The organism is Kaistia defluvii (assembly GCF_040548815.1).
GTDB lineage: Bacteria > Pseudomonadota > Alphaproteobacteria > Rhizobiales > Kaistiaceae > Kaistia > Kaistia defluvii_A.
In genome coordinates this window covers 118,451-137,338 of record NZ_JBEPSM010000001.1, presented here as the reverse complement: position 1 = coordinate 137,338, position 18,888 = coordinate 118,451, and the positions used below count along the sequence as shown (strand labels likewise).

At 61.5% G+C, this 18,888-nt stretch carries 18 protein-coding genes and 2 tRNA genes; 10 read left to right on the top strand and 10 right to left on the bottom strand.

Features of this window, described 5'->3' with window-relative positions; translation table 11 throughout:
- The first annotated feature begins 81 nt into the window (after positions 1-81).
- Positions 82-918, top strand: coding sequence for a response regulator transcription factor (locus tag ABIE08_RS00710; RefSeq protein ID WP_354547997.1), 837 nt, complete (start codon positions 82-84; stop codon positions 916-918).
- Between the two features lie 42 nt (positions 919-960).
- Here ABIE08_RS00710 and ABIE08_RS00705 read toward each other — a convergent pair whose 3' ends face one another.
- From ABIE08_RS00705 to ABIE08_RS00685, 5 genes are all read right to left on the bottom strand, one after another.
- A complete protein-coding gene (locus ABIE08_RS00705; protein WP_354547996.1) occupies positions 961-1,992 on the bottom strand; it encodes a histidine kinase dimerization/phosphoacceptor domain -containing protein in 1,032 nt (343 codons plus the stop codon).
- A 3-nt stretch (positions 1,993-1,995) separates the two neighbouring features.
- Complete coding sequence (locus ABIE08_RS00700; protein ID WP_354551516.1) at positions 1,996-2,409, bottom strand: response regulator; 414 nt, start codon at positions 2,407-2,409, stop codon at positions 1,996-1,998.
- 34 nt (positions 2,410-2,443) lie between these two features.
- Positions 2,444-3,955 carry a sensor histidine kinase gene (locus ABIE08_RS00695; protein ID WP_354547994.1) on the bottom strand — a complete coding sequence of 504 codons (1,512 nt, stop codon included), beginning with the start codon at positions 3,953-3,955 and terminating at the stop codon, positions 2,444-2,446.
- A gap of 673 nt (positions 3,956-4,628) precedes the next feature.
- Entirely contained in the window at positions 4,629-5,675 is a 1,047-nt protein-coding gene (locus ABIE08_RS00690) for a helix-turn-helix domain-containing protein (RefSeq protein WP_354547993.1), read from the bottom strand.
- Positions 5,676-5,832: 157 nt separating this feature from the next.
- Positions 5,833-5,909, bottom strand: a tRNA-Pro gene (locus tag ABIE08_RS00685).
- A gap of 184 nt (positions 5,910-6,093) precedes the next feature.
- Between ABIE08_RS00685 and ABIE08_RS00680 the strand changes: the two genes are divergently transcribed.
- A tRNA-Gln gene (locus tag ABIE08_RS00680) sits at positions 6,094-6,168 on the top strand.
- 495 nt (positions 6,169-6,663) lie between these two features.
- Here ABIE08_RS00680 and ABIE08_RS00675 read toward each other — a convergent pair.
- Entirely contained in the window at positions 6,664-7,467 is an 804-nt protein-coding gene (locus ABIE08_RS00675) for a glycosyltransferase family 2 protein (RefSeq protein ID WP_354547992.1), read from the bottom strand.
- A 470-nt stretch (positions 7,468-7,937) separates the two neighbouring features.
- Here ABIE08_RS00675 and ABIE08_RS00670 point away from each other — a divergent pair, with 470 nt between their 5' ends.
- The 5 genes from ABIE08_RS00670 to ABIE08_RS00650 all read left to right on the top strand — a co-directional run bounded on the left by ABIE08_RS00670 (position 7,938) and on the right by ABIE08_RS00650 (position 12,963).
- Positions 7,938-8,702 (top strand): hypothetical protein, encoded by a 765-nt coding sequence (locus tag ABIE08_RS00670; protein ID WP_354547990.1) that lies wholly within the window; start codon positions 7,938-7,940, stop codon positions 8,700-8,702.
- A gap of 268 nt (positions 8,703-8,970) precedes the next feature.
- On the top strand, positions 8,971-10,059 hold the full coding sequence (locus tag ABIE08_RS00665) for a hypothetical protein (protein WP_354547989.1): 1,089 nt from the start codon (positions 8,971-8,973) through the stop codon (positions 10,057-10,059).
- 24 nt (positions 10,060-10,083) lie between these two features.
- Positions 10,084-11,160, top strand: a complete 1,077-nt coding sequence (gene gmd / locus ABIE08_RS00660; RefSeq protein WP_354547988.1) for a GDP-mannose 4,6-dehydratase — start codon at positions 10,084-10,086, stop codon at positions 11,158-11,160.
- Entirely contained in the window at positions 11,150-12,127 is a 978-nt protein-coding gene (gene fcl, locus ABIE08_RS00655; protein ID WP_354547987.1) for a GDP-L-fucose synthase, read from the top strand. The genes gmd and fcl overlap by 11 nt, the downstream gene beginning before the upstream one ends.
- A gap of 77 nt (positions 12,128-12,204) precedes the next feature.
- Entirely contained in the window at positions 12,205-12,963 is a 759-nt protein-coding gene (locus ABIE08_RS00650; RefSeq protein WP_354547985.1) for a sulfotransferase domain-containing protein, read from the top strand.
- Between the two features lie 389 nt (positions 12,964-13,352).
- Here the strand turns inward: ABIE08_RS00650 and ABIE08_RS00645 are convergent, their stop codons facing one another.
- The 3 genes from ABIE08_RS00645 to ABIE08_RS00635 all read right to left on the bottom strand — a co-directional run bounded on the left by ABIE08_RS00645 (position 13,353) and on the right by ABIE08_RS00635 (position 15,717).
- The gene (locus ABIE08_RS00645) at positions 13,353-14,027 is read right to left on the bottom strand and encodes an outer membrane protein (protein WP_354547984.1); all 675 of its coding nucleotides are present in this window, start codon (positions 14,025-14,027) and stop codon (positions 13,353-13,355) included.
- Between the two features lie 190 nt (positions 14,028-14,217).
- Positions 14,218-14,874: an outer membrane protein gene (locus tag ABIE08_RS00640; protein ID WP_354547983.1), complete on the bottom strand. Its 657-nt coding sequence runs from the start codon at positions 14,872-14,874 to the stop codon at positions 14,218-14,220.
- 189 nt (positions 14,875-15,063) lie between these two features.
- Entirely contained in the window at positions 15,064-15,717 is a 654-nt protein-coding gene (locus ABIE08_RS00635; RefSeq protein ID WP_354547982.1) for an outer membrane protein, read from the bottom strand.
- Between the two features lie 447 nt (positions 15,718-16,164).
- Between ABIE08_RS00635 and ABIE08_RS00630 the strand changes: the two genes are divergently transcribed.
- Both ABIE08_RS00630 and ABIE08_RS00625 read left to right on the top strand, forming a co-directional pair.
- A complete protein-coding gene (locus ABIE08_RS00630) occupies positions 16,165-16,602 on the top strand; it encodes a YqaA family protein (RefSeq protein WP_354547980.1) in 438 nt (145 codons plus the stop codon).
- 129 nt (positions 16,603-16,731) lie between these two features.
- Positions 16,732-17,004 (top strand): helix-turn-helix domain-containing protein, encoded by a 273-nt coding sequence (locus tag ABIE08_RS00625; protein WP_354547979.1) that lies wholly within the window; start codon positions 16,732-16,734, stop codon positions 17,002-17,004.
- Between the two features lie 55 nt (positions 17,005-17,059).
- Here ABIE08_RS00625 and ABIE08_RS00620 read toward each other — a convergent pair whose 3' ends face one another.
- Complete coding sequence (locus ABIE08_RS00620; RefSeq protein WP_354547978.1) at positions 17,060-18,208, bottom strand: MFS transporter; 1,149 nt, start codon at positions 18,206-18,208, stop codon at positions 17,060-17,062.
- A 286-nt stretch (positions 18,209-18,494) separates the two neighbouring features.
- Here ABIE08_RS00620 and ABIE08_RS00615 point away from each other — a divergent pair, with 286 nt between their 5' ends.
- Positions 18,495-18,863 carry a hypothetical protein gene (locus tag ABIE08_RS00615; RefSeq protein ID WP_354547977.1) on the top strand — a complete coding sequence of 123 codons (369 nt, stop codon included), beginning with the start codon at positions 18,495-18,497 and terminating at the stop codon, positions 18,861-18,863.
- Positions 18,864-18,888 lie beyond the last annotated feature (25 nt).

The window sequence follows — 18,888 nt, the reverse complement described above, 5'->3', positions numbered from 1 at the left end:
GCGGCCGACATCGAAGACAAGGGGGAAGCGTTGTCCTCGTCCGACTTCAAACCTGTTTGCCAGTTGGCGGCTCCCCGGTCGGTGCGGCCCCTTGCGACGCGCCGGTCCGACGACGCGCTGGCGCGCCTCATCCTGGCGTCGGAACAGCGGGACTTCGACGGTCACCTGACCGCCACGCTGCAGGAGCTGATCTCTTTCGACCTGGCGATGATCGCGCTCTATCACGACGAGGAACTTGTCGAGGTGACGTCTACCTCCTCGCCCGAGCGGATCGGCAGCGAGGTGCTGGAATCCTACGCAAAGCACACCTTCCAGCACAGTCCGTTCTACCAGATGCACCGCCGCAAGATCCAAAGCGGCTTCTACCTGATGGAAACCCTGGCCCGCAGCCCCGTCCTCGACAAGCCGCCGAGCGCCACCGAAACCATCGAGATCGATACGCGCGAAGAGATCGGCTATCTGACCGCCGGCTGGCCCAAGCGGTTGAAGGAGCTGGACTTTGCCCTGCGGGTCTCGGAGCGCGATACCGTCCAGGTCGCGCTCTATCGGACCGGCAGTCGCGGCTTCAGCGAGCGTGACCTGTCGTCGATCGAGCCGATCCAGGCCTCGTTGATGGCGATCTGCCAGCGCCACTGGGAAGACCGCACCCTGCATCTGCAGACCCGCGAAGACCCGATCCAGGCGGCGCTGAGGCGGCTCGGCAGCGACAACCTCTCCTCGCGCGAGATGGAGGTGATGCGGCTTCTGATCTCGGGCGTCGGCGAGAAGGAGATCGCCCAGATGCTCCAGGTCAGCGCCGAGACGGTCAAGACGCATCGCAAGCGCGCCTACCAGAAGCTGGAAGTCTCGTCGCGGGTGGAGCTTCTGGTGCGGCTGCTGGATGAGCGCGGCGCAATCGGTTCGGGGCGTTGTCAGTGACGGGCGAAGAGCGCGGCATGGCGCGCGTCTTCGCCCTATCGGTCAGACGTCGAAATCGAGGCTGACCGTGCAGCCGGGCGGCAGCGAATAGTCGATCGTGGCTCCAAGACTTGCCGCCATGGCGCTGACGATCCGGCCGCCGACGCCCGTCCCGCGCGGATCCGCGCTTTGTCGGCCGACGCCGTCATCCTGGACGAGGAGGCGAAGCCGGGTTGCCGGATCCGCCTTGAGGATGACGCGGATCTGGCCGCTCAGCGCGCCGGGATAGGCGTATTTGAACGCGTTGATCACGAGTTCGGTGACGAGGATGCCGATCGTCACCGCCTTGTCGGTCGGGACCTCGACCGGGTCGATCTGGCAATGCGTCGTCGAGGTATGGCCCGAAGCGCGCATCGTCGTCTCGAGTTCGCTGACCAGGCCGCCCAGATAAGCGGAGAGGTCGACGACGCGCACGTCGTGCGAGGAATACAGCCGGCGATGCACGCCGGCGATCGCCGCGATCCGGCTCTGCACCTCGCCAAGCGCCTGCTTGACCTGCGGCTCGGTGACGGCGTTGGCCTGCATGCGGATCATCGAGCCGACAATGGCGAGGCTGTTGGCGACGCGGTGGTTGACCTCGTGCAGCAGGACCTCGGCGCGCTCCTTGGCGATGCGCGTCTCCTGCTCGGCCAGCTCGCGCGCCCGCTGCAGGCGACCCTTCTCGACCGCCTGGTCGATGGCGCTGCCCAGGATCTCCAGGAACTCGTCGCCCACCGCCTTGGGCACATAATCGGCGGCGCCGGCCTTGAGGGCCGCGACGATCACCGCCGTGTCGCCCGATGCCGTGACATAGACCACCGGCGGCCGATCGGGGATGGCGGCGAGTTCGCGCAGGAAGTCGAGGCCGGTGCCGGTCGGTAGATAGTGGTCGAGCGCGATGACGTCGATGCCGCCGGCCGCCAGCCGCTCCAGGCCGCTTTCCCCCGTCGGCGACGCCTCGACCGCATAGCCCCGCCGCCCGAGCGCCTTCTGCACCAGGCGCGTCAGGCCAGGATCGTCGTCGATATAGAGGATGGAAATCGGCCGGCTTGGCATAACTTATTCGGTTTCCGGCACTTGCATGACCGCGAAGAACAGCCCGAGCTGTCGGATCGCGTTGGCGAAGCCTTCGTAATTGACCGGCTTGGTGATGTAGACATTGGCGCCGAGATCGTAGCAGCGCTGGATCTCGCGGCTGTCATCCGTCGTCGTCAGCACCACGACCGGCGAGCGGCGGGTGTGCTGGTTCGACTTGATCTTCTCGAGAATGTCGATGCCGGTCATGTCGGGCAGGTTGAGATCGAGCAGAACGAGGATCTGCCGGCCGGCGCTGACCAGGCCCGAGCCATCCGGCCCCATCAGGTAGTTCAGCGCTTCCGTGCCGTTGGTGAACGGGACGATCTCGTTACTGACGCCGGCGCGGCGAATGTTCTTCTCGATCAGACGGGCATGGCCTTCATCGTCTTCGATCATGACGATGAGAACGGGTTTGGCTTGCTGGTTCACGTCAAATGGCTCCGATTACGCTGCGCAGATCCCGCGCGAAGGTGATTTCAAAGGTCGATCCGGTGCCCAGTTCCGACTGGACGCCGACATCGCCGCCTATGTTCCGAGCCATCGAGCGGACATGGGCGAGGCCGATCCCCTCGCCGGCCTGATCCTGCGATCCCGACCGGCGGAACAGCTCGAAAATGCGCTCGTGGTCCTGGGGCGCAATGCCCCGGCCATTGTCCTCGACCCTAACGACCACGGTGTTGCCCGGGCCGACCCCGGCCTCGATACGCACCCGCAAGGGCCGGTCCTTGGAACGATACTTGACGGCATTGTCGAGCAGATTGCCGAAGATCTGTTCCAGCGTCAGGCGATCGGAAAGCAGCGCCGGCGGGCGGCCGTCGATGACCACCTCGCCGCCGGCATCGACGACCTGGTGGCGCACCGCATTGGCGGCATTTTCGAGCAGTCCCTGCAGGTCGATCGTCTCGGGCTTCAGCGTGCGCCGGCCCTCGCGCGAAAGCTTCAGGATGGCGTTGATCAGGCCGTCCATCTTGCGCGTCGAGGAGCGGATGAAGCCGATCGCCTCGGGCAGCTCCTCGAAGGCGGCGAGGCGCGCGGCCTCGGCCTTGTCCGTCTCGGCGGCGGCGGCGGCGCCACCGGTCGGGGCGGTTGCCTCGCCGACATAATCCTGCAACGCGCCGAGGCTCGCCTCCAGCTCGCTGGTGAAGCCCATGATGTTGACCAGCGGCGCGCGCAGATCATGCGTGACGATATAGGCGAAGCGCTGGATTTCTTCGTTGGCCCGGCCGAGATCGGCGGTCCGCTCGTTGACCCGCCGCTCCAGGTCGGCATTCAGCACGGCGACCTCGCGCTGCGCCTCGACCAGCTGCCGCGTATATTGCCAGACGGTCCAGATCGAGCCGCCGACGACGCCGATGATGACCAGCGCGCCCAGGAACGTCACCCAGCGCAGCATGTCGATGCCGCGCTGCTGCCGCGCGATGCTGTCGAGCACGGTCTGGTCGGCTTTTTCGATCGCGCGGTCGAAGAAGGCGCGCGCCTCGTCCATCAGCTCGCGGCCGCGATCGGCATTGACGATCGCCAGCGCCTCGTCGCGCTGGCCGTTTTTCGCCAGTTCGATCGTGGTCTCGAGTTCCGCGAATTTCGCGGTCATCGTCTCGCGCAACCGGGCCGCCAGGGTCGCCTGCGCCGGCTCGTCGTCAAAGGCCGCCTGCACCTTGTCCATCTGGGCAGGGAACTTCGACTTCGCGTCGTTGTAGGGCGCAAGGTAGTCGGGATTGTTGGTGAGCAGGTAGCCGCGCTGGCCGGTTTCCGCGTCCTGGCCGAGGCCGCGCAGCGTGATCAGCGCGGCGCGCTCGCTGCGCGCCTTGATCAGATTGTTCGAGTTGACCGCCGTCTCGTTGACGAGCCAGACCATCGCCCCGACGATCGCCAGCAGGGCGGCGAGACCGAGCAGCAGGAACAGGACGGTCGAGCGGACCAGGGCATTTTTGGAGATCGGCATGGGACCACGTCTCAGGCCCAGGCGACGGCTGGACATCTTGGGCGCCACGCTATCGTCGTGCCCGCCAGTCAGCAAGATATGATGACGCCGGGAAACGGATGCAAGTCCTTCATGGTGAAGGGAAAGCTTGCCTTTCCACCGTCCAGGGTCCCCTGCCCGGCATTTTGCCGCTGCGCCCAGCCACACGCTCCGGATCGCGTCCGGCACTGGATCGTTAAAGGGCTTCAACCGGCCGCGAATCGATGTCGGCGGAATCGTCGCCGGCGGGACACAACGAACCCGCCAGCTCCCAGGAAGCCGGCGGGTTCCAGCATGCCATGGCCCGGTGAGGGATGGACCACACCCTCGACGTCACCGCTCGGCTCGATCGGGAAACGACCTGCCGATGCCGGCGCAGTGCCGGGCGCCTGACGGCTTTAGCAGTCTTCGAAGCTGATATTGCAGGCTGCGGCGATGGTCTGCAGCGTGGCAGCCTTGTCGAGCGACGGCTTCTGGTAGGTCTTCTTCATCATGTGCCCCCTGGCATTGTTGACGCTACGCAATCTGGCAGAACCGTAAGGCACCCGTCCAGTGCGAAGTGGGGTATTCGCGGTTGCGGCCGACGAATGTCACAACGAAATTTTCCAAGCCGGACGTCGCGTCGCCCAGCGCCAATATTGGCCGGGCCTGAGACCTACCCGCCCTTGGCGTCGCGCAGCAGGTCCAGCCCGATGACGTCACTCGGGGGATAGCCGAAGTGCTGCTTGAAGGCGCGCGAGAAGGTCGAATGATCCGTGAAGCCAAGGCTGAGGGCGACCTCGCCCACCGCCGGAGCCTTGCGCGCCGCCGCCAGCCGCCGATGCGCCTCGATCAGCCTCTCCTGCTTGATCACGGCAAGAACGCCGCCATGAGGCTGGAAGGCCCGATAAAGCGCCGAGCGCGACATGCCGAGCTCACGGACCAGGGTCCCGGGCCCGAAGGAAGGGACACCCAGATTTTGCTGGATCAACCGGCGGGCCCGCGCGACCGTCGCCTGGTTGAGCGTGTCCGCGGCCGGCGCCCAATGCTCGGCTGAGGGGAGAATGCAGGCCTTGACCATCGCCAGCGTCGCCTCGGCAACCCGGCCCAGCTCCGGTCCCGACAGCAAGGGGGCTCGATGCTCCAGCGAAACGAGATAGTCCACCATCAGCGCCGTCAATCCCGTGCAGGGGACGGCGGGCCGCAGGCTGTCAAAGATCGCGGCCTGGCCGACGAACAGATGCCGGGGAAGGAACAGCGACAGCACTTCGCCGTCCTTGCCGCGGCTCTCGAAGGGCCGCGCAAGCGACCGGAAGGTCAAGGGCGGGACGTCGAGCTCGTCCGTTCTCCTGGCGGCGTGGGGGGCGACGACCAGCATCCAGTCGTCGACGCGCGGCCTGGTCCAGTGGCGCCACTGCCGGACAATGCCGGGCGGCATCGACGCCCTTGTCAGCGTGAGCCCGCCCAACGCCCAGGCGGAATGTTCGGCCCGATACGACCCGGCGCGCCCGTCGGCAAGATCCAGGTCGAAGACGTCGCGATAATGATCCCGCCAGGCCGCGAACTGCGCCGAGGGAGCGAGATCGAAGGTGTCAAAACGAGAGGACAGCATCGCAGACGTAAGGGCCGGTTGTGGGTGGATCGGCATTTCACCCCAAAGTGTACCGCCGATCGCCCCTCGTCCATACGCGTCTTTGCGTAGGCGCGGCTTCAACGAGGCCATACGCGACACGGATAGCCCGAGGTCGGGCGCTCGAGACCGGGTGGGTTGATACGGAAACGAGAAAGAAGAAAGCGCCGATGGCGGCGTCTGCCCTGAAAGGGCCTGGCCCGTTTCCCCGAAGGGAAATCAAATCATTCAATGACTTCCGGGAGATCGATGGTCGGAGTGGCAGGATTTGAACCTGCGACCCCCTCGTCCCGAACGAGGTGCGCTACCAGGCTGCGCTACACTCCGTGACCGCCGATGAGCGGGGTTATAGACAGTGGATTCGCCAGCCGCAAGGGGCCTTGTGAAGCTTCTAAACCGTCCTGTGGATGACCGATGACGAAGGCTGTTGATGACGGGGGTGCTGCACCGTTGCGGGCGCGCGTCCAACCGTCTATAGGACGGTCGCTGCGGTGTCTTCGGGCCCGTCTGCTGGGGCGTCGCCAAGCGGTAAGGCAGCGGTTTTTGGTACCGCCATTCGGAGGTTCGAATCCTCCCGCCCCAGCCAGTCAGCCCCTTAGTCTTTAGATCTCAATAGTTTGCCTGCTTCGGCGGGGTGATGGCACCCAAGAGCGAAGGGATTGCGCCACTCTGATTGCGGCGGACAAGAGCGGCATCGGCCAAACACTTGGGCAACGGCTCATGCCCGTAGCTGACCACTCGACCTTCCATGCCTTTGCAGGAAGGTCGCTCATACCTTCGAGCGGCACCGGATCTCTGACGCAAAAGCGGCTCCGATCCTCGACAACAAGAAGGCGGGATGACTTACGGGATCTACTCGTCGTATGGGTTACGGATCGATTGCAAACGGGATTTGATTACGTATTGGCGCTGCCAAGGTGCGGGCGGGGCCGCCCAACACAACCGCGACGAAGACAGAAACATCAATTTGCTCGGGTGCGTCCCGCTCCGTGAGCCTCATCTCCGAGCGTTGCGCTCTCCCAAACTGGACGCTCGGTCGGACTTCCTGGCAGCCCAATCCGAGCGAACCGTCAACCGGCCCCTAGGCGCTATGGAACTGTTTGGACGTTGAGACTTCGCCATCTAAACCAAACATGCTTTTCAGTCGCCACATCCACACCGATCGTTTGGCTGCGGCCCTGTATTCTGCCAATCCCGCATGGATTTCTTTGGCCGTCATCTCCATGCCAAGACTCCGCAGCCGGAGGCGAGCCATTTCCTCAGCGCCCCGGTTGTCAAGCTCTGTACTGGTTTTCTGGTGAAGGTGAATCCGGAAAGCGCCCATGAAGCGCGGAAGATGGACGATCTTGGCGCCAGCTTCCTGAAACCTCAGGAGCAGATCCCAATCCATTGCGAAGCGGAAGCTCTCGTCCAAGCCACCAACTTGGTCCCAAATTCTGCGACGCCAGAATAGCGTCTCCTGCGGAACGTAATCCGCCAACCGCAACGCACGAGCGTCATGTGCGGGGAGGACCCAGCGGCCGATCTCGTCGTCGTTTTCGTCGATCAGAATTCGATCTCCGTAAACCACATCAACGTCGGGGTTGTTTGTAAAATACGCTGCTACGTGAGCGAGACTTCCGGGGAGCAGGAGATCGTCGGAATTGAGATAGGCCATAACCTCACCGGAAGTTCCACGAAACCCAAGATTAATCGCGTGCGTTTGGCCATTGTCCTTCGCGCTTTCGTAGCGACTGAGGCGCTCAACGTAGCGAAGAGCGACATCGGCGGTCATGTCTGTCGAGCCGCCATCTTGAAGGACGTATTCGAGTTGTGGATAGCCTTGACCTAGCACGCTCTCAAGTGTTCGCTCAACGAACTGACCCTGATTGTAGCTCGGGGTCACGATGGAGATTCGCAGCCCTCCGTGGCCATTTTTTGCAGGCCGAGGCACGCGAAGAGGGTGCGCATCATATTGATGCAGCACACCAATCTGACCGGAGGTCTTGCCGAGAATCGCGCGACGCCTAGCAAGCGAGCGCGACGGAGAAAGGGGGTTTTGTGTGCCAGGGAGACTTCGCAAGCTTGGCCTCTAGGAATGGGGATCGGTCTCTGCAGTCCAGCCGGAAGCGATAGGGGCGATTGGCGGATCTAGCAAGAGGTGCAGGAGGATGCGAGTCAATCCGAGTGCCAAACTTCGATTGGGAAGGCAGACAGGGGGATAAGCCTTTCGTAGGTCAGCTAGTCACCTATAATCATTCTGCGTTAGCAGCGGCGATTTGGAATTGATCCAACGCTCGTTCTAGTCTCATGCCTTGCACGACGGGCATCAACGCGTCTCCTAGGCGTAGTCCTTTTGGACGCAAGAGTGAACCGATGACCTTTTCCGATCAACCGATCCGCATTATTCACCACCTGTCGGCAACAGGCGGGACACTGATCAGTCGATGCCTTGCCGCGATGCCGGACGTAGTTCTCCTGAGTGAGTTGCATCCCCTGACACCATCCATGGCGCCGTTCTATCCGCTAGACCCGTTGGGGCAAATTGCTTGGAACTATCCCTATCTAGTACCCTCGGACGAGAGGATGGCCGAGCTATTTCGCGAAAGACTGGATCCCGTTGTAGATCTCTGTCGGGTTCACGAAAAGCGACTCGTGCTCAGAGATCATTCTCATTCCGACTACCTCACGCAACGCGCTCCCCGAACACGTTTGGCAGATGCCCTGCGGGGCAGATATCCACTGCGCCAAGTCGTGACGATCCGAAATCCGATCGATGCCTGGCTCAGCATGGTCGAAAACGGGTTTACCGAGCAACTGACAGGTTTCGAGCAATATTGCGAGCGCTGCATCCGCTTCTTGGATGACTACTCCCACCTGTCAGTCTGGCGGTATGAGGATTTTGTCGTTAAGCCGGATCAAATAATGATGGCGATATGTGAGGAACTCGACATTGTATTTTTGCCGGGCTTTGCCGCGCGCGCCAACAGTGTCGTACTTACCGGCGACAGCGGCCGTCGTCCTGTAGATATTGGTCCACTACCCAGACGCGAGGTGTCACAAGGTTTCCTTGAGCGCGCTGTCAATTTGGAAGGCTATCAAAGCATTGCAAAACGCTTCGGCTATGATTCCGCCGTTTGAATGCTGGACGCGGAAACCAGCACGCCAACACCCAGAGATTGCCCAATTATAGAAATACAACCAAATTATGATAATCTTAATTTTTAAATAGAATATTTATATATAATTTCACTCTATTTCCAATCATAAACAAAACACCCAATTACACGCAAAACAACTTTATATTCATTATAGTTCTTTTGAGGATATTTCTTTTTTTTAATTCGCGTGCAGAGACGATTTGGGACTAAGCCCCTTTGATCGCATGGGTATTTGAATATCTCCAAGCTTGCGCTGGCGTTATTTCTTCGTTTATATTCATTCTATGAATGAAAATCAAAGCGCGCTTCTTGTGACCTCAATACCCCCCAGTGCTTGCAAGGCAGGTGTCGCGAAGCTGACTACAACGACAGCCATTGCCTCATTCGAGCGCAGCGGGTTTCGCGTCTTATCGCTCGGGCGCCCGGGAGAAAAGGCCGGCCTTGGGCACTTTCCCACCGTCGGGTTCCGTGAAGCTTCCAGCCCAGGAATGTTCTCCCTGCGCTATGGTCCCGCATTCGGCGATCTACTCAGCGCTATTGGCGGCGAAGATATTGGCGCAGTGGTAAATGCCGACATCTACATGGTGCAGAGCAATATCCTAGATGTCCTCGACACTGCTTCCAATACAATTCTGGTCGCGCGCCGCGTGGACGTCGAGCATCTCGGCGGCGAGGTGATCGGCGTCTACCGGCGTGGCATTGACGGCATTTTCTTTTCTCGAAATACCGTAAGCGAAATTCGCGAAGATGCCGATCTAGCGTGCTTCCAATTGGGAGCGCCCTATTGGGATGTCGTCTTGCCCGTCGCCGCGTCTTTCCATCATCGGCTACGATTCATTCCAGCGCCGTTCCTGTGTCACCCCATTCATGAAGCAAAGTGGAACGAAGCCGACTATCGGCTGCTGAGAACACAAGCCGTTAAGGCGATTATCAGCCATGCCGAGAAATATCGGCATCGAAGTCAAAATGCAGATGCTTTTCTGACGGGACTGGAGCGCCGTTTGAGGGTCACGAAACCTCGTTCGGCTTTGCGTCGCGAAAAGCAGATCGCCGAATATATGGGCCACTGGTTAAGCCAGTTCGAGACGCCCGCCGTTCCCGAGCTCGAAGTTGATCTTTCCGACCCCGTGATCCGATCCTCCGCGCAGCACCTTTTCGCCCATTCGGTTGAAGGACTCTCGCTGGCCCGGCTTCTCGACTCACCAGAGCTTTCATGGCCCGCCGCGGTGCGGGTGGCGTTCCGGGCATTTCGCAGATCATTCAGGTCTCACAGACGGGCGCAACGGATAGAGCGCCAGATTCGACTTGAGAGTTCGGCCAATTCATCGCGATCCTAGCACCGTAGTCAAGTACAGGCAGATATGACAAATCGAGTTGCGCTTATCACCGGGGCTACGGGCCAGGACGGTACCTACCTCGCTGAACTCTTGCTTGCCAAAGGGTACATTGTGCATGGCGTCAAACGGCGTTCCTCGTCCTTCAATACGTCCCGCGTCGACCATCTATTCACGGACGAACACCAGAAGGGCGTTCGTTTCTTTCTGCACTATGGCGACATGACGGATGCAACCAATCTGATCCGTATCATTCAGCAGGTTCAGCCGACCGAGATTTACAATCTTGCCGCGCAAAGCCATGTTCAAGTGAGCTTCGAAACACCGGAATATACCGGCAATGCCGACGGCCTTGGTCCGCTTCGCATTCTCGAAGCGATACGCATTTTGGGAATGGAGAAATCTGTCCGCTTCTATCAAGCCTCGACGTCCGAACTGTACGGAAAAGTCCAGGCCGTCCCACAGAGCGAGACGACTCCATTCTATCCACGCTCCCCCTATGCAGCTGCAAAGCTCTACGCTTATTGGATCACGGTCAACTATCGCGAAGCGTATGGGATTCACGCGACGAACGGCATCCTCTTTAATCACGAAAGTCCACTGCGGGGGGAGACCTTCGTAACTCGCAAGATCACTCGAGCCGTCGCGGCAATCGAACTCGGTTTGCAGCAACGCCTTTATCTCGGCAATCTCGACGCCCAGCGGGATTGGGGCCACGCTCGCGACTATGCCGAAGGTATGTGGATGATCGTCCAGCATCCGCAGGCAGACGATTTCGTGCTCGCGACGGGCGAGGCACATAGCGTGCGCGAATTTGTGGAGCTTGCGTTTTCCCATATCGGCCGCCGCATCGAATGGAGCGGCTCGGGCCGAGACGAACGGGGATTCGATGCGCGTACCGGAGAGGTCCTAATCGAGGTCGACCCGCGCTATTTTCGTCCTACGGAAGTTGATCTGCTGTTGGGCGACGCCAGAAAAGCCCGCCAGAGGCTCGGATGGCGGCACAAGACCAGCTTCCCATCCCTGGTTCGCGAAATGGTAGAGGCAGATTTGGTGTCGGTTCGACAGGGAGCCGGTCGGAGGGTGCACGAACATGCAAGCTGAAATTCAATCCAGCCTAGATGAGAACCCTGCGCCGCTGTTCGACTTGGCGGGCACTCGTGTTTTCGTGGCCGGCCATCGGGGAATGGCGGGCCGTGCACTTGTGCGTCGGCTGGCCACCGAAGGATGCGAAGTGCTGTCGGTTGCTCGCGACGAAGTTGATCTTCGCAACCAGGCCCAGACCGCCACCTGGCTGACGAGTAGGCGCCCTGACGTCGTGTTTCTCGCGGCCGCAAAGGTAGGCGGCATCGTGGCGAACAACAGCTATCCGGCCGATTTCCTGCTGGAGAACTTGCAGATCGAAACAAACGTGATCGACGCCGCCTATCATGCTGGCGTCAAAAAGCTGCTGTTTCTGGGATCCTCCTGCATTTATCCTCGGCTCGCTGCGCAGCCGATCGTCGAGGAGGCACTGCTCTCGGGTGCCTTGGAACCGACCAACGAATGGTATGCGATCGCAAAGATCGCCGGCGTCAAACTCTGTCAGGCCTTCCGGCGTCAGCACGGCGCCGATTTCGTATCCATCATGCCGACCAATCTCTATGGTCCGGGCGACAATTATCATCCCGAGCACAGTCACGCACCCGCAGGGCTGATCCGGCGCATCCATGAAGCCAAGGCTTCGGGCCAATCGGTCGTTGAGGTTTGGGGTACGGGGACCCCGCGCCGTGAATTCCTTTCGGTCGATGACCTGGCCGATGCTTCTGTCCATGTGATGAAGCACTATTCCGACGAGGTGCCGCTCAATGTCGGGACCGGATCCGATATCTCGATGCGCGAGTTTGCCGAGTTGATTGCCGAAGTTGTCGGCTACCGTGGCCGACTGGCTTTCGACACGTCGCGGCCCGACGGCACACCGAGAAAGCTCCTCGACGTTTCCCGCATGACGGACCTTGGCTGGCGCGCCCGAATTGATCTTCGAGCAGGCTTAACCGTCGCCTACGCAGATTTCCTGACGCGCTTCGGATAAGGGTGCGCCGTCGCTGGGCCGGAGCTCAACTAGAGATAGCCGATTTCTGGGACTGAGGAACGTAATTGATAGTGTGGGTGGCTTCGTATCCCCGCTCGGGAAATCATCTCTTTCGAACTGTGCTGAAGCGTAGCTTCGATCTTGGTAGCTATACAGCATACCAGCCTGCCAATGGAAAGGCTGGGAAGCTGACCGAGGTAGTCGGCGAGCTCCGATTTGACGAAGAGACGTTCGACGATTTTCTCGAGAAGGCACGGGCATCGCCAGATCTATTCCTCATCAAGACGCACGACTTCGTACCAGAAACCGACTCGTGCATCTACATTGTGAGGGATGCGCGAGCTTCCCTTTTTTCATACAGAAGATTTCTGGCGGACTTCGAGGAGCAACAGCTATCTTTCGATGACCTCATTGTCGGCAAAGCATGGCCCGGCGCCTGGCAGGATCATGTGAAGGCGTTCGTGGGACGAGATCCCATGAATACCCTTGTCTTGCGTTACGAAGAACTCGCTTCTAACGCTCCTCCACTTGAGAGAATAGGCGCATTTTTGAGGGTAGCCCCAGTCAGGCCATTCGACGTTTCGTTCTCGGACCTGCGCGCACTGAACGAGAGGCTATTTCGCACTGGCGACAATGGCGCCGGCATAGCAAGCATTGAGCGCCACCATCACGAGACGTTCTGGGCGCATTGCGGAGAGATGATGCGCGCCCTCGGCTACCGCGATAAGGATGGCGGTATGACCTTGCAACAGCCGATCACTTTACCGTTGCCGACAGCCCAACGAGACAATGGGCCTTATCTTAGAGGGCTTGCTCGCCGGTTTACAGGCCTCTAGGCCAAACTAGGCCTCTCCAGCCCCAGCCAGTCAGCCAAACATCAGAAGAATCCGCCATCTCACGAATTCGAATCGGGACCAGGCGTCCCGTTTGCGACATAGGATCCATGGATAGTCGATGCGATGATTCCATACGGTAGGCTTGGCGCCGCGCGGATGGACGGGTCGTGCAGGCTGCGCTATTTCCCGACGACGCAAGCTACAGCCCGACATACGCTGCCGCTTCGCGGGCAGCGATCTCGATTCGCTTCCCACGGGGGCGAGGCTGTCGAGCCGGGCACCGAACTGTCCGAGCCCCCTGCCCGATCCATCGAGGGCCAATAGGCAATCCCAAAACGAAAAAGGCGGCCCGATGGGCCGCCTTCTCGTAAGCGATCGGTTGAAGCCGATTAGAACTTGTAGTTCAGGCCCGCCTTGATGACGTTCGAGGTCAGGTCCGAAGAGACCGCACCGTTGAAGTAATCCTGCGAGCCGAGGTCGACATAGTTGTACTCGACCAGACCGGTGATGTTCTGGGTGAAGGCGTATTCAGCGCCGACGCCAGCAGTCCAGCCGGTGTGCCACTTGGAATCGTCAGCCGACAGGCCAATAGCCGAGAGTTCGAGCTTCGACTGACCGTAAGCGACACCGCCCTTGCCGTAGACGAGCAGGTTGTCGAAGGCATAACCGATACGAGCGGTCGTGCTGCCCAGCCACTCAAGCTTCTGCTCAAGGCCTTCGCCGTCAAAGCCGTTGAGCGAAACCTTGGCAGAGGTGTAGGCGAAGTCCGTCTGGAGACCGACAACGATGTTGTCGAACTGCCAGTTGTAGCCGGCCTGGACGCCACCGAGGAAGCCGGTGTTGTCATCGCTGAAGCCCGGGAAGTCGTTGTCCGGCGAGCTGTAGTCGAAATCGGTGATGGCAGCACCGGCATGAACGCCGAGGTAGAAGCCGGTCCAGTTGAAGGCAGCGGGAGCTGCCGCGGCGACCGGGGCGGGCTCGTAGGTCAGGTCAGCAGCCTGGGCGCCGACGACACCGAGAGCCAGGACCGAAGCGGAAGCGAGAGCGAAAAAGCGAATGTTCACGGGGGAGCTCCATCTGAATTGCTATGGCACTCATAGCAGACGCCCCTACGGAATACCGTTGCGCGGACGCCACAGTTTAGCGGGAATGAAAATGTCGAGACCCTTATCCGCAGACGTATGGCGGGGCCGAGCCCAAAACGAAGAAGGCGGCCCGATGGGCCGCCTTCTCGTAACCGTATGTCGAAGCCGACTAGAACTTGTAGTTCAGGCCGGCCTTGATGACGTTGGTCGTCAGGTCGGCGCTGGCGCCCACGCCGCCAGCGAAGGTGTAATCCTTGGAGCCGAGGTCGACGTAGTTGTACTCGAGCAGGCCGGTGATATTCTGGGTGAAGGCGTATTCCGCGCCGACGCCAGCGGTCCAGCCGGTGTGCCACTTCGAATCGTCGCCGTAAGCGACCGATTCGATCTTCGACTGGCCGTAGGCGACACCACCCTTGCCGTAGACGAGCAGGTTGTCGAAGGCATAACCGATACGAGCGGTCGTGCTGCCGAGCCATTCAAGCTTGTTCTGGGCGTCGACGACGTCGTCCGAGATCTTGGCCGAGGTGTAGGCGAAGTCGGTCTGGGCGCCGATGACGATGTTGTCGAACTGCCAGTTGTAGCCGGCCTGGACGCCACCGAGGAAGCCGGTGTTGTCATCGCTCGGCGCATAGTTGCCGTAGGCGTAATCGCCATCGAAGATAGCCGCGCCAGCGTGGACGCCGAGGTAGAAGCCGGTCCAGTTGAAGGCAGCCGGAGCTGCCGCGACGACCGGAGCGGGTTCGTAGGTCAGGTCAGCTGCCTGGGCGCCGACAACGCCGAGGGCCAGGACTGAAGCCGAGGCGAGAGCGAAAAAGCGAAGGTTCACGGGGGAACTCCATATAAATTGTTATGACAATCATAGCAGAGCCCCTGGCCGAATGCCGTTGCGCGCACGCCACAGTTTAGCGGGAATGAAAAGTCCAACCCTTCCGCCGCGGCTTGGCGGACCACCACACCCCAGAAACGAAAAAGGCGGCCCGAGGGCCGCCTTCTCCAGATGGTATGTCGAAGCCGATTAGAACTTGTAGTTCAGGCCGGCCTTGATGACGTTCGACGTGATGTCAGCCGAAACGGCGTTGTCGAAGTAATCCTGCGAGCCGAGGTCGACATAGTTGTATTCGACCAGGCCGGTGATGTTCTGGGTGAAGGCGTATTCAGCGCCGACGCCAGCGGTCCAGCCGGTGTGCCACTTGGAGTCGTCGCCGACCGGGGTGGTGATCTTCGACGAACCGTAGGCGACACCGCCCTTGCCGTAGACGAGCAGGTTGTCGAAGGCATAACCGACGCGAGCGGTCGTGCTGCCGAGCCATTCAAGCTTGTTCTCGAAGCCGCCGTCCGAGATCTTCGCCGAGGTATAGGCGAAGTCGGTCTGCGCGCCGATGACGATGTTGTCGAACTGCCAGTTGTAGCCGGCCTGGACGCCACCGAGGAAGCCGGTGTTGTCATCGCTGGCCGTGCCGGCGACGAAAGGCGAGCTATAGTCGAAATCGGTGATGGCAGCACCAGCGTGCACGCCGAGGTAGAAGCCGGTCCAGTTGAAGGCGGCCGGAGCTGCCTCGACGACCGGAGCCGGAGCGGGCTCATAGGTCAGGTCAGCAGCCTGGGCGCCGACGACGCCGAGAGCCAGAAGCGAGGCCGAAGCCAGGGCAGAAAGGCGGAGAATGTTCACGGGGGGAACTCCAAGTTCGAAGATATTAAGCTACGTATATCACAGCCCAGCCAAATTACTGTTGTGCGCAGGACACAGCCACAGCATGAATTGAAAGGACTTCCGGAAACTCCGAGCGACAACGCAAACGGCACGATTTCGTTGCAGCCCCAAGAGGGACCGTTACGAATTCATGTCCGTTGGGTTAAGAAACGTCAGGAAATCCGGCGATTATGAGGCGGAATTAAGGTCTCTGCCAGGTCGTGCACAGGGCGTGCGCCAGAAGCGCCGACGCCAGTGCTCCAGAGAAACAAACGCATCCGGAGATCGGAATATATTGGAAGGTAACCATACTTACGCTGAGGAAGCACAGGCCAATCCTCTCGCAAGACTCGCCCGGAGCTTGCGGCCGCACGCATCAAGCCAGCAACGCGCGTTGCGGCATCGGGCCGATGGCCGGCGTCCGGCATGACCGATCTCGCTCTTTATGCCGGCCTCTTTCTCGCCGCCCTCGCCGCCGCCACCATCCTGCCGATGCAGTCCGAGGCGGTCCTGGTCGGGCTTCTGCTGGCCGATTATTCGCCGATCTGGCTGCTGACGTTGGCCAGCATCGGCAATGTGCTGGGCTCGGTGATCAACTGGTATCTTGGTCGAGGCATCGCGCGTTTCCAGGATCGCCGCTGGTTTCCCGTCGGGCCCGAGGCGCTGTCCCGCGCTGAGGCCTGGTATCGGCGCTATGGCCGGTGGTCCCTGCTGTTGAGCTGGGCGCCGGTTGTCGGCGACCCGCTGACGGTCGTCGCCGGAATCCTGCGCGAACCGATGCCGGTTTTCCTGCTGCTTGTCACCATCGCCAAGGTGGGACGCTATCTGGTCCTGGCGGCGATCACGCTGAACTGGCTCGTCTGAGCCGATTCGGGCCCAGACGGGGCCCCGCCACGCCGGCCTCGCTTCGGATTTCGACGCAGCGGAAAGTTGGCGGCGGGCGACGGATCCAAACGCCATGCGGTGCATTGGAAATGTCAGGAGGTACCCGACATGCCCATTCAATCGATCCATCAGGCGACCGCCGCGGCGAGCCCGGTCTCCGGCTCATCCTATGGCTATGTGCCGGAAGGCGTCACGCCGATCGGCTCCAGCCTCGCCGCGCTGAGAAAGTCGCGCGGCCTCACCTGCGCCCAGCTGTCCGAGCGCTCCGGCGTCGATCTCATCATCATCATGCTGGCCGAACGTGGCAGCGACCTGATGGCGGATGAGCGGGCTGCGATCGCGACCGTCCTGGAAGTCGAGGACAATGTCAGCTGGAGCTGAGCGGGTTGGTACGCCGCCGCTTGGGGCGGCGGACCGGTCTCGGCCAAGCGACCTCCTAGCGTAGCCAGCGGCTGCTCGCGGCGACGCCGACCAGCAGGAGCGCGATCATTAAGAATGCCGCCGACAGGCTGGTGAGCTGGGCGACGAAACCGATCGCCGCCGGCCCCGCCAGAATGCCGGCGTAGCCCAGCGTCGTGACGGCGGGGATGGCGATGTGCTCCGGCATCACCTTCTGCCGACCGATGGCGCTGTAAAGCACCGGAACGACGTTGGAGCAGCCGGCTCCGACTAGCGCGTAGCCGACCAGAGCGGCTTCCCAGAACGGCACGAGCGTGGCAATCGCCAGGCCGGCCGCCGCGCACAATCCCCCGAACACGATGATGCGATTCTGTCCGACGAGGCGCACGATCCGATCGCCCGTCAGGCGGCCGATCGTCATGGTGATGGCAAACGCCGTATAGGCGAGCCCGGCATGGCTTGGGTCGACGCCGCGCACGGAGCTCAGGAACACGGCGCTCCAGTCGAGCACGGCGCCTTCCGTCAGGAAGACGATGAAGCAGAGCGCGCCGATGAACAGCACGACGCCATGGGGAATCGCGAAGGCCGGTCCGCTGCCGCTGCTGCCATAGGGCAGCAGATTGGCGGCGGCGAAGGCGAGCGCCGCGGCCACCAGCGCCACCACGACCAGGGCCGCCACGAAGGGCGATGCTCCCAGCGCCAGCATGGCGCTGACCCCGCCAGCCCCCGCTATGCCGCCCACGCTGAACAGGCCGTGAAAGCCGGACATCATCGTGCGCCCGCTGGCTCGTTCCACGATCACCGCCTGAATGTTGACGACGCAGTCGACGAGGCCGACGCCGGCGCCGAACAGCAGCAGCGCCAGCACCAGCAAGCCGAAGCTGGAGACGCTGGCCAGCATCGGCAGCGCCAGGCAGAGCATGGCGGAGCCGGCGATGATGATCCGGCGGCAGCCGAACCGCGCCGCAAGCGCACCCGACAGCGGCATGGAAACGATCGAGCCGGCGCCGAGGCAGAGCAGCAGCAGGCCCAGCATGCCGTCATCGAGGCCCGCACGCGCCTTGGCGAAGGGCACCAGCGGTGCCCAGGCGGCCATGCCGAAGCCTGCGATGAAGAATGCGATCCGGGTTGAAAGCTGTTCGGGCGCGCCGGGAACGCTGGTCGCGATCGTTTCAGTGGAAGCCATGCAAGAAGACCTGTCGTAGCTCGATGGTTGCCTTTGCGGAGCGCTCGGCAGGCTGCCCGGCCAAGAATCCGGCGCAGCGCGACCGTGACGATGGAGAAACCGGCGCTGTAATCAAGCCCGAAGGCGCTTTCCGGGCTGAATTCGCAGCAAAATCGGCGATTTCCGGCGATCGCAAAGAAACTTCGAAAAAAGTGCGAGCCCGCGTGAACCTTTTCCCGAGCCGCCGCGACCAATGGTCATCGGGGCCGCAACGGGCGGACCCAAGAGTTCCAGAGGGAGATCCAAAATGACCATTCTCAAGTCGATCCGCACCACCGCCACCGTCGCAGCGCTGGCCATCGCCACCATCGGCGCCACTTCGCTCCTCACCGCGAGCAGCGCCAATGCCGGCCCCGGCTTCGGTGGCCCCGGCGGCTTCAGCGGCGGCCATGGTGGCGGTCACGGCGGTGGCCATGGTGGCGGTCATGGTGGCCATGGCGGTCACGGTGGTTGGGGCGGCCATGGTGGTGGCTGGGGCGGCCCGCGCTGGGGCGGCGGCATCTATATCGGCATCCCCGCTTATGTCGGCGTCCAGGAGGAATGCTACAAAGTCCGCAAGCGCGTCTTCGTCCCCGGCGTCGGCCGGGTCTGGAAGCGGGTCGTGGTCTGCGATTGAGCGCAACATGGCCGGTACAAGCCAG

Excerpts from the sequence above, each read along its gene's own strand:
- ABIE08_RS00620 (WP_354547978.1), bottom strand. The coding sequence starts at position 18,208 with ATGGCTTCCACTGAAACGATCGCGACCAGCGTTCCCGGCGCGCCCGAA.
- ABIE08_RS00630 (WP_354547980.1), top strand. The coding sequence starts at position 16,165 with ATGACCGATCTCGCTCTTTATGCCGGCCTCTTTCTCGCCGCCCTCGCC.
- fcl (WP_354547987.1), top strand. The coding sequence starts at position 11,150 with ATGCAAGCTGAAATTCAATCCAGCCTAGATGAGAACCCTGCGCCGCTG.
- ABIE08_RS00690 (WP_354547993.1), bottom strand. The coding sequence starts at position 5,675 with ATGGCCTCGTTGAAGCCGCGCCTACGCAAAGACGCGTATGGACGAGGG.
- ABIE08_RS00705 (WP_354547996.1), bottom strand. The coding sequence starts at position 1,992 with ATGCCAAGCCGGCCGATTTCCATCCTCTATATCGACGACGATCCTGGC.
- ABIE08_RS00670 (WP_354547990.1), top strand. The coding sequence starts at position 7,938 with ATGACCTTTTCCGATCAACCGATCCGCATTATTCACCACCTGTCGGCA.
- gmd (WP_354547988.1), top strand. The coding sequence starts at position 10,084 with ATGACAAATCGAGTTGCGCTTATCACCGGGGCTACGGGCCAGGACGGT.
- ABIE08_RS00695 (WP_354547994.1), bottom strand. The coding sequence starts at position 3,955 with ATGCCGATCTCCAAAAATGCCCTGGTCCGCTCGACCGTCCTGTTCCTG.
- ABIE08_RS00700 (WP_354551516.1), bottom strand. The coding sequence starts at position 2,409 with ATGATCGAAGACGATGAAGGCCATGCCCGTCTGATCGAGAAGAACATT.
- ABIE08_RS00615 (WP_354547977.1), top strand. The coding sequence starts at position 18,495 with ATGACCATTCTCAAGTCGATCCGCACCACCGCCACCGTCGCAGCGCTG.
- ABIE08_RS00625 (WP_354547979.1), top strand. The coding sequence starts at position 16,732 with ATGCCCATTCAATCGATCCATCAGGCGACCGCCGCGGCGAGCCCGGTC.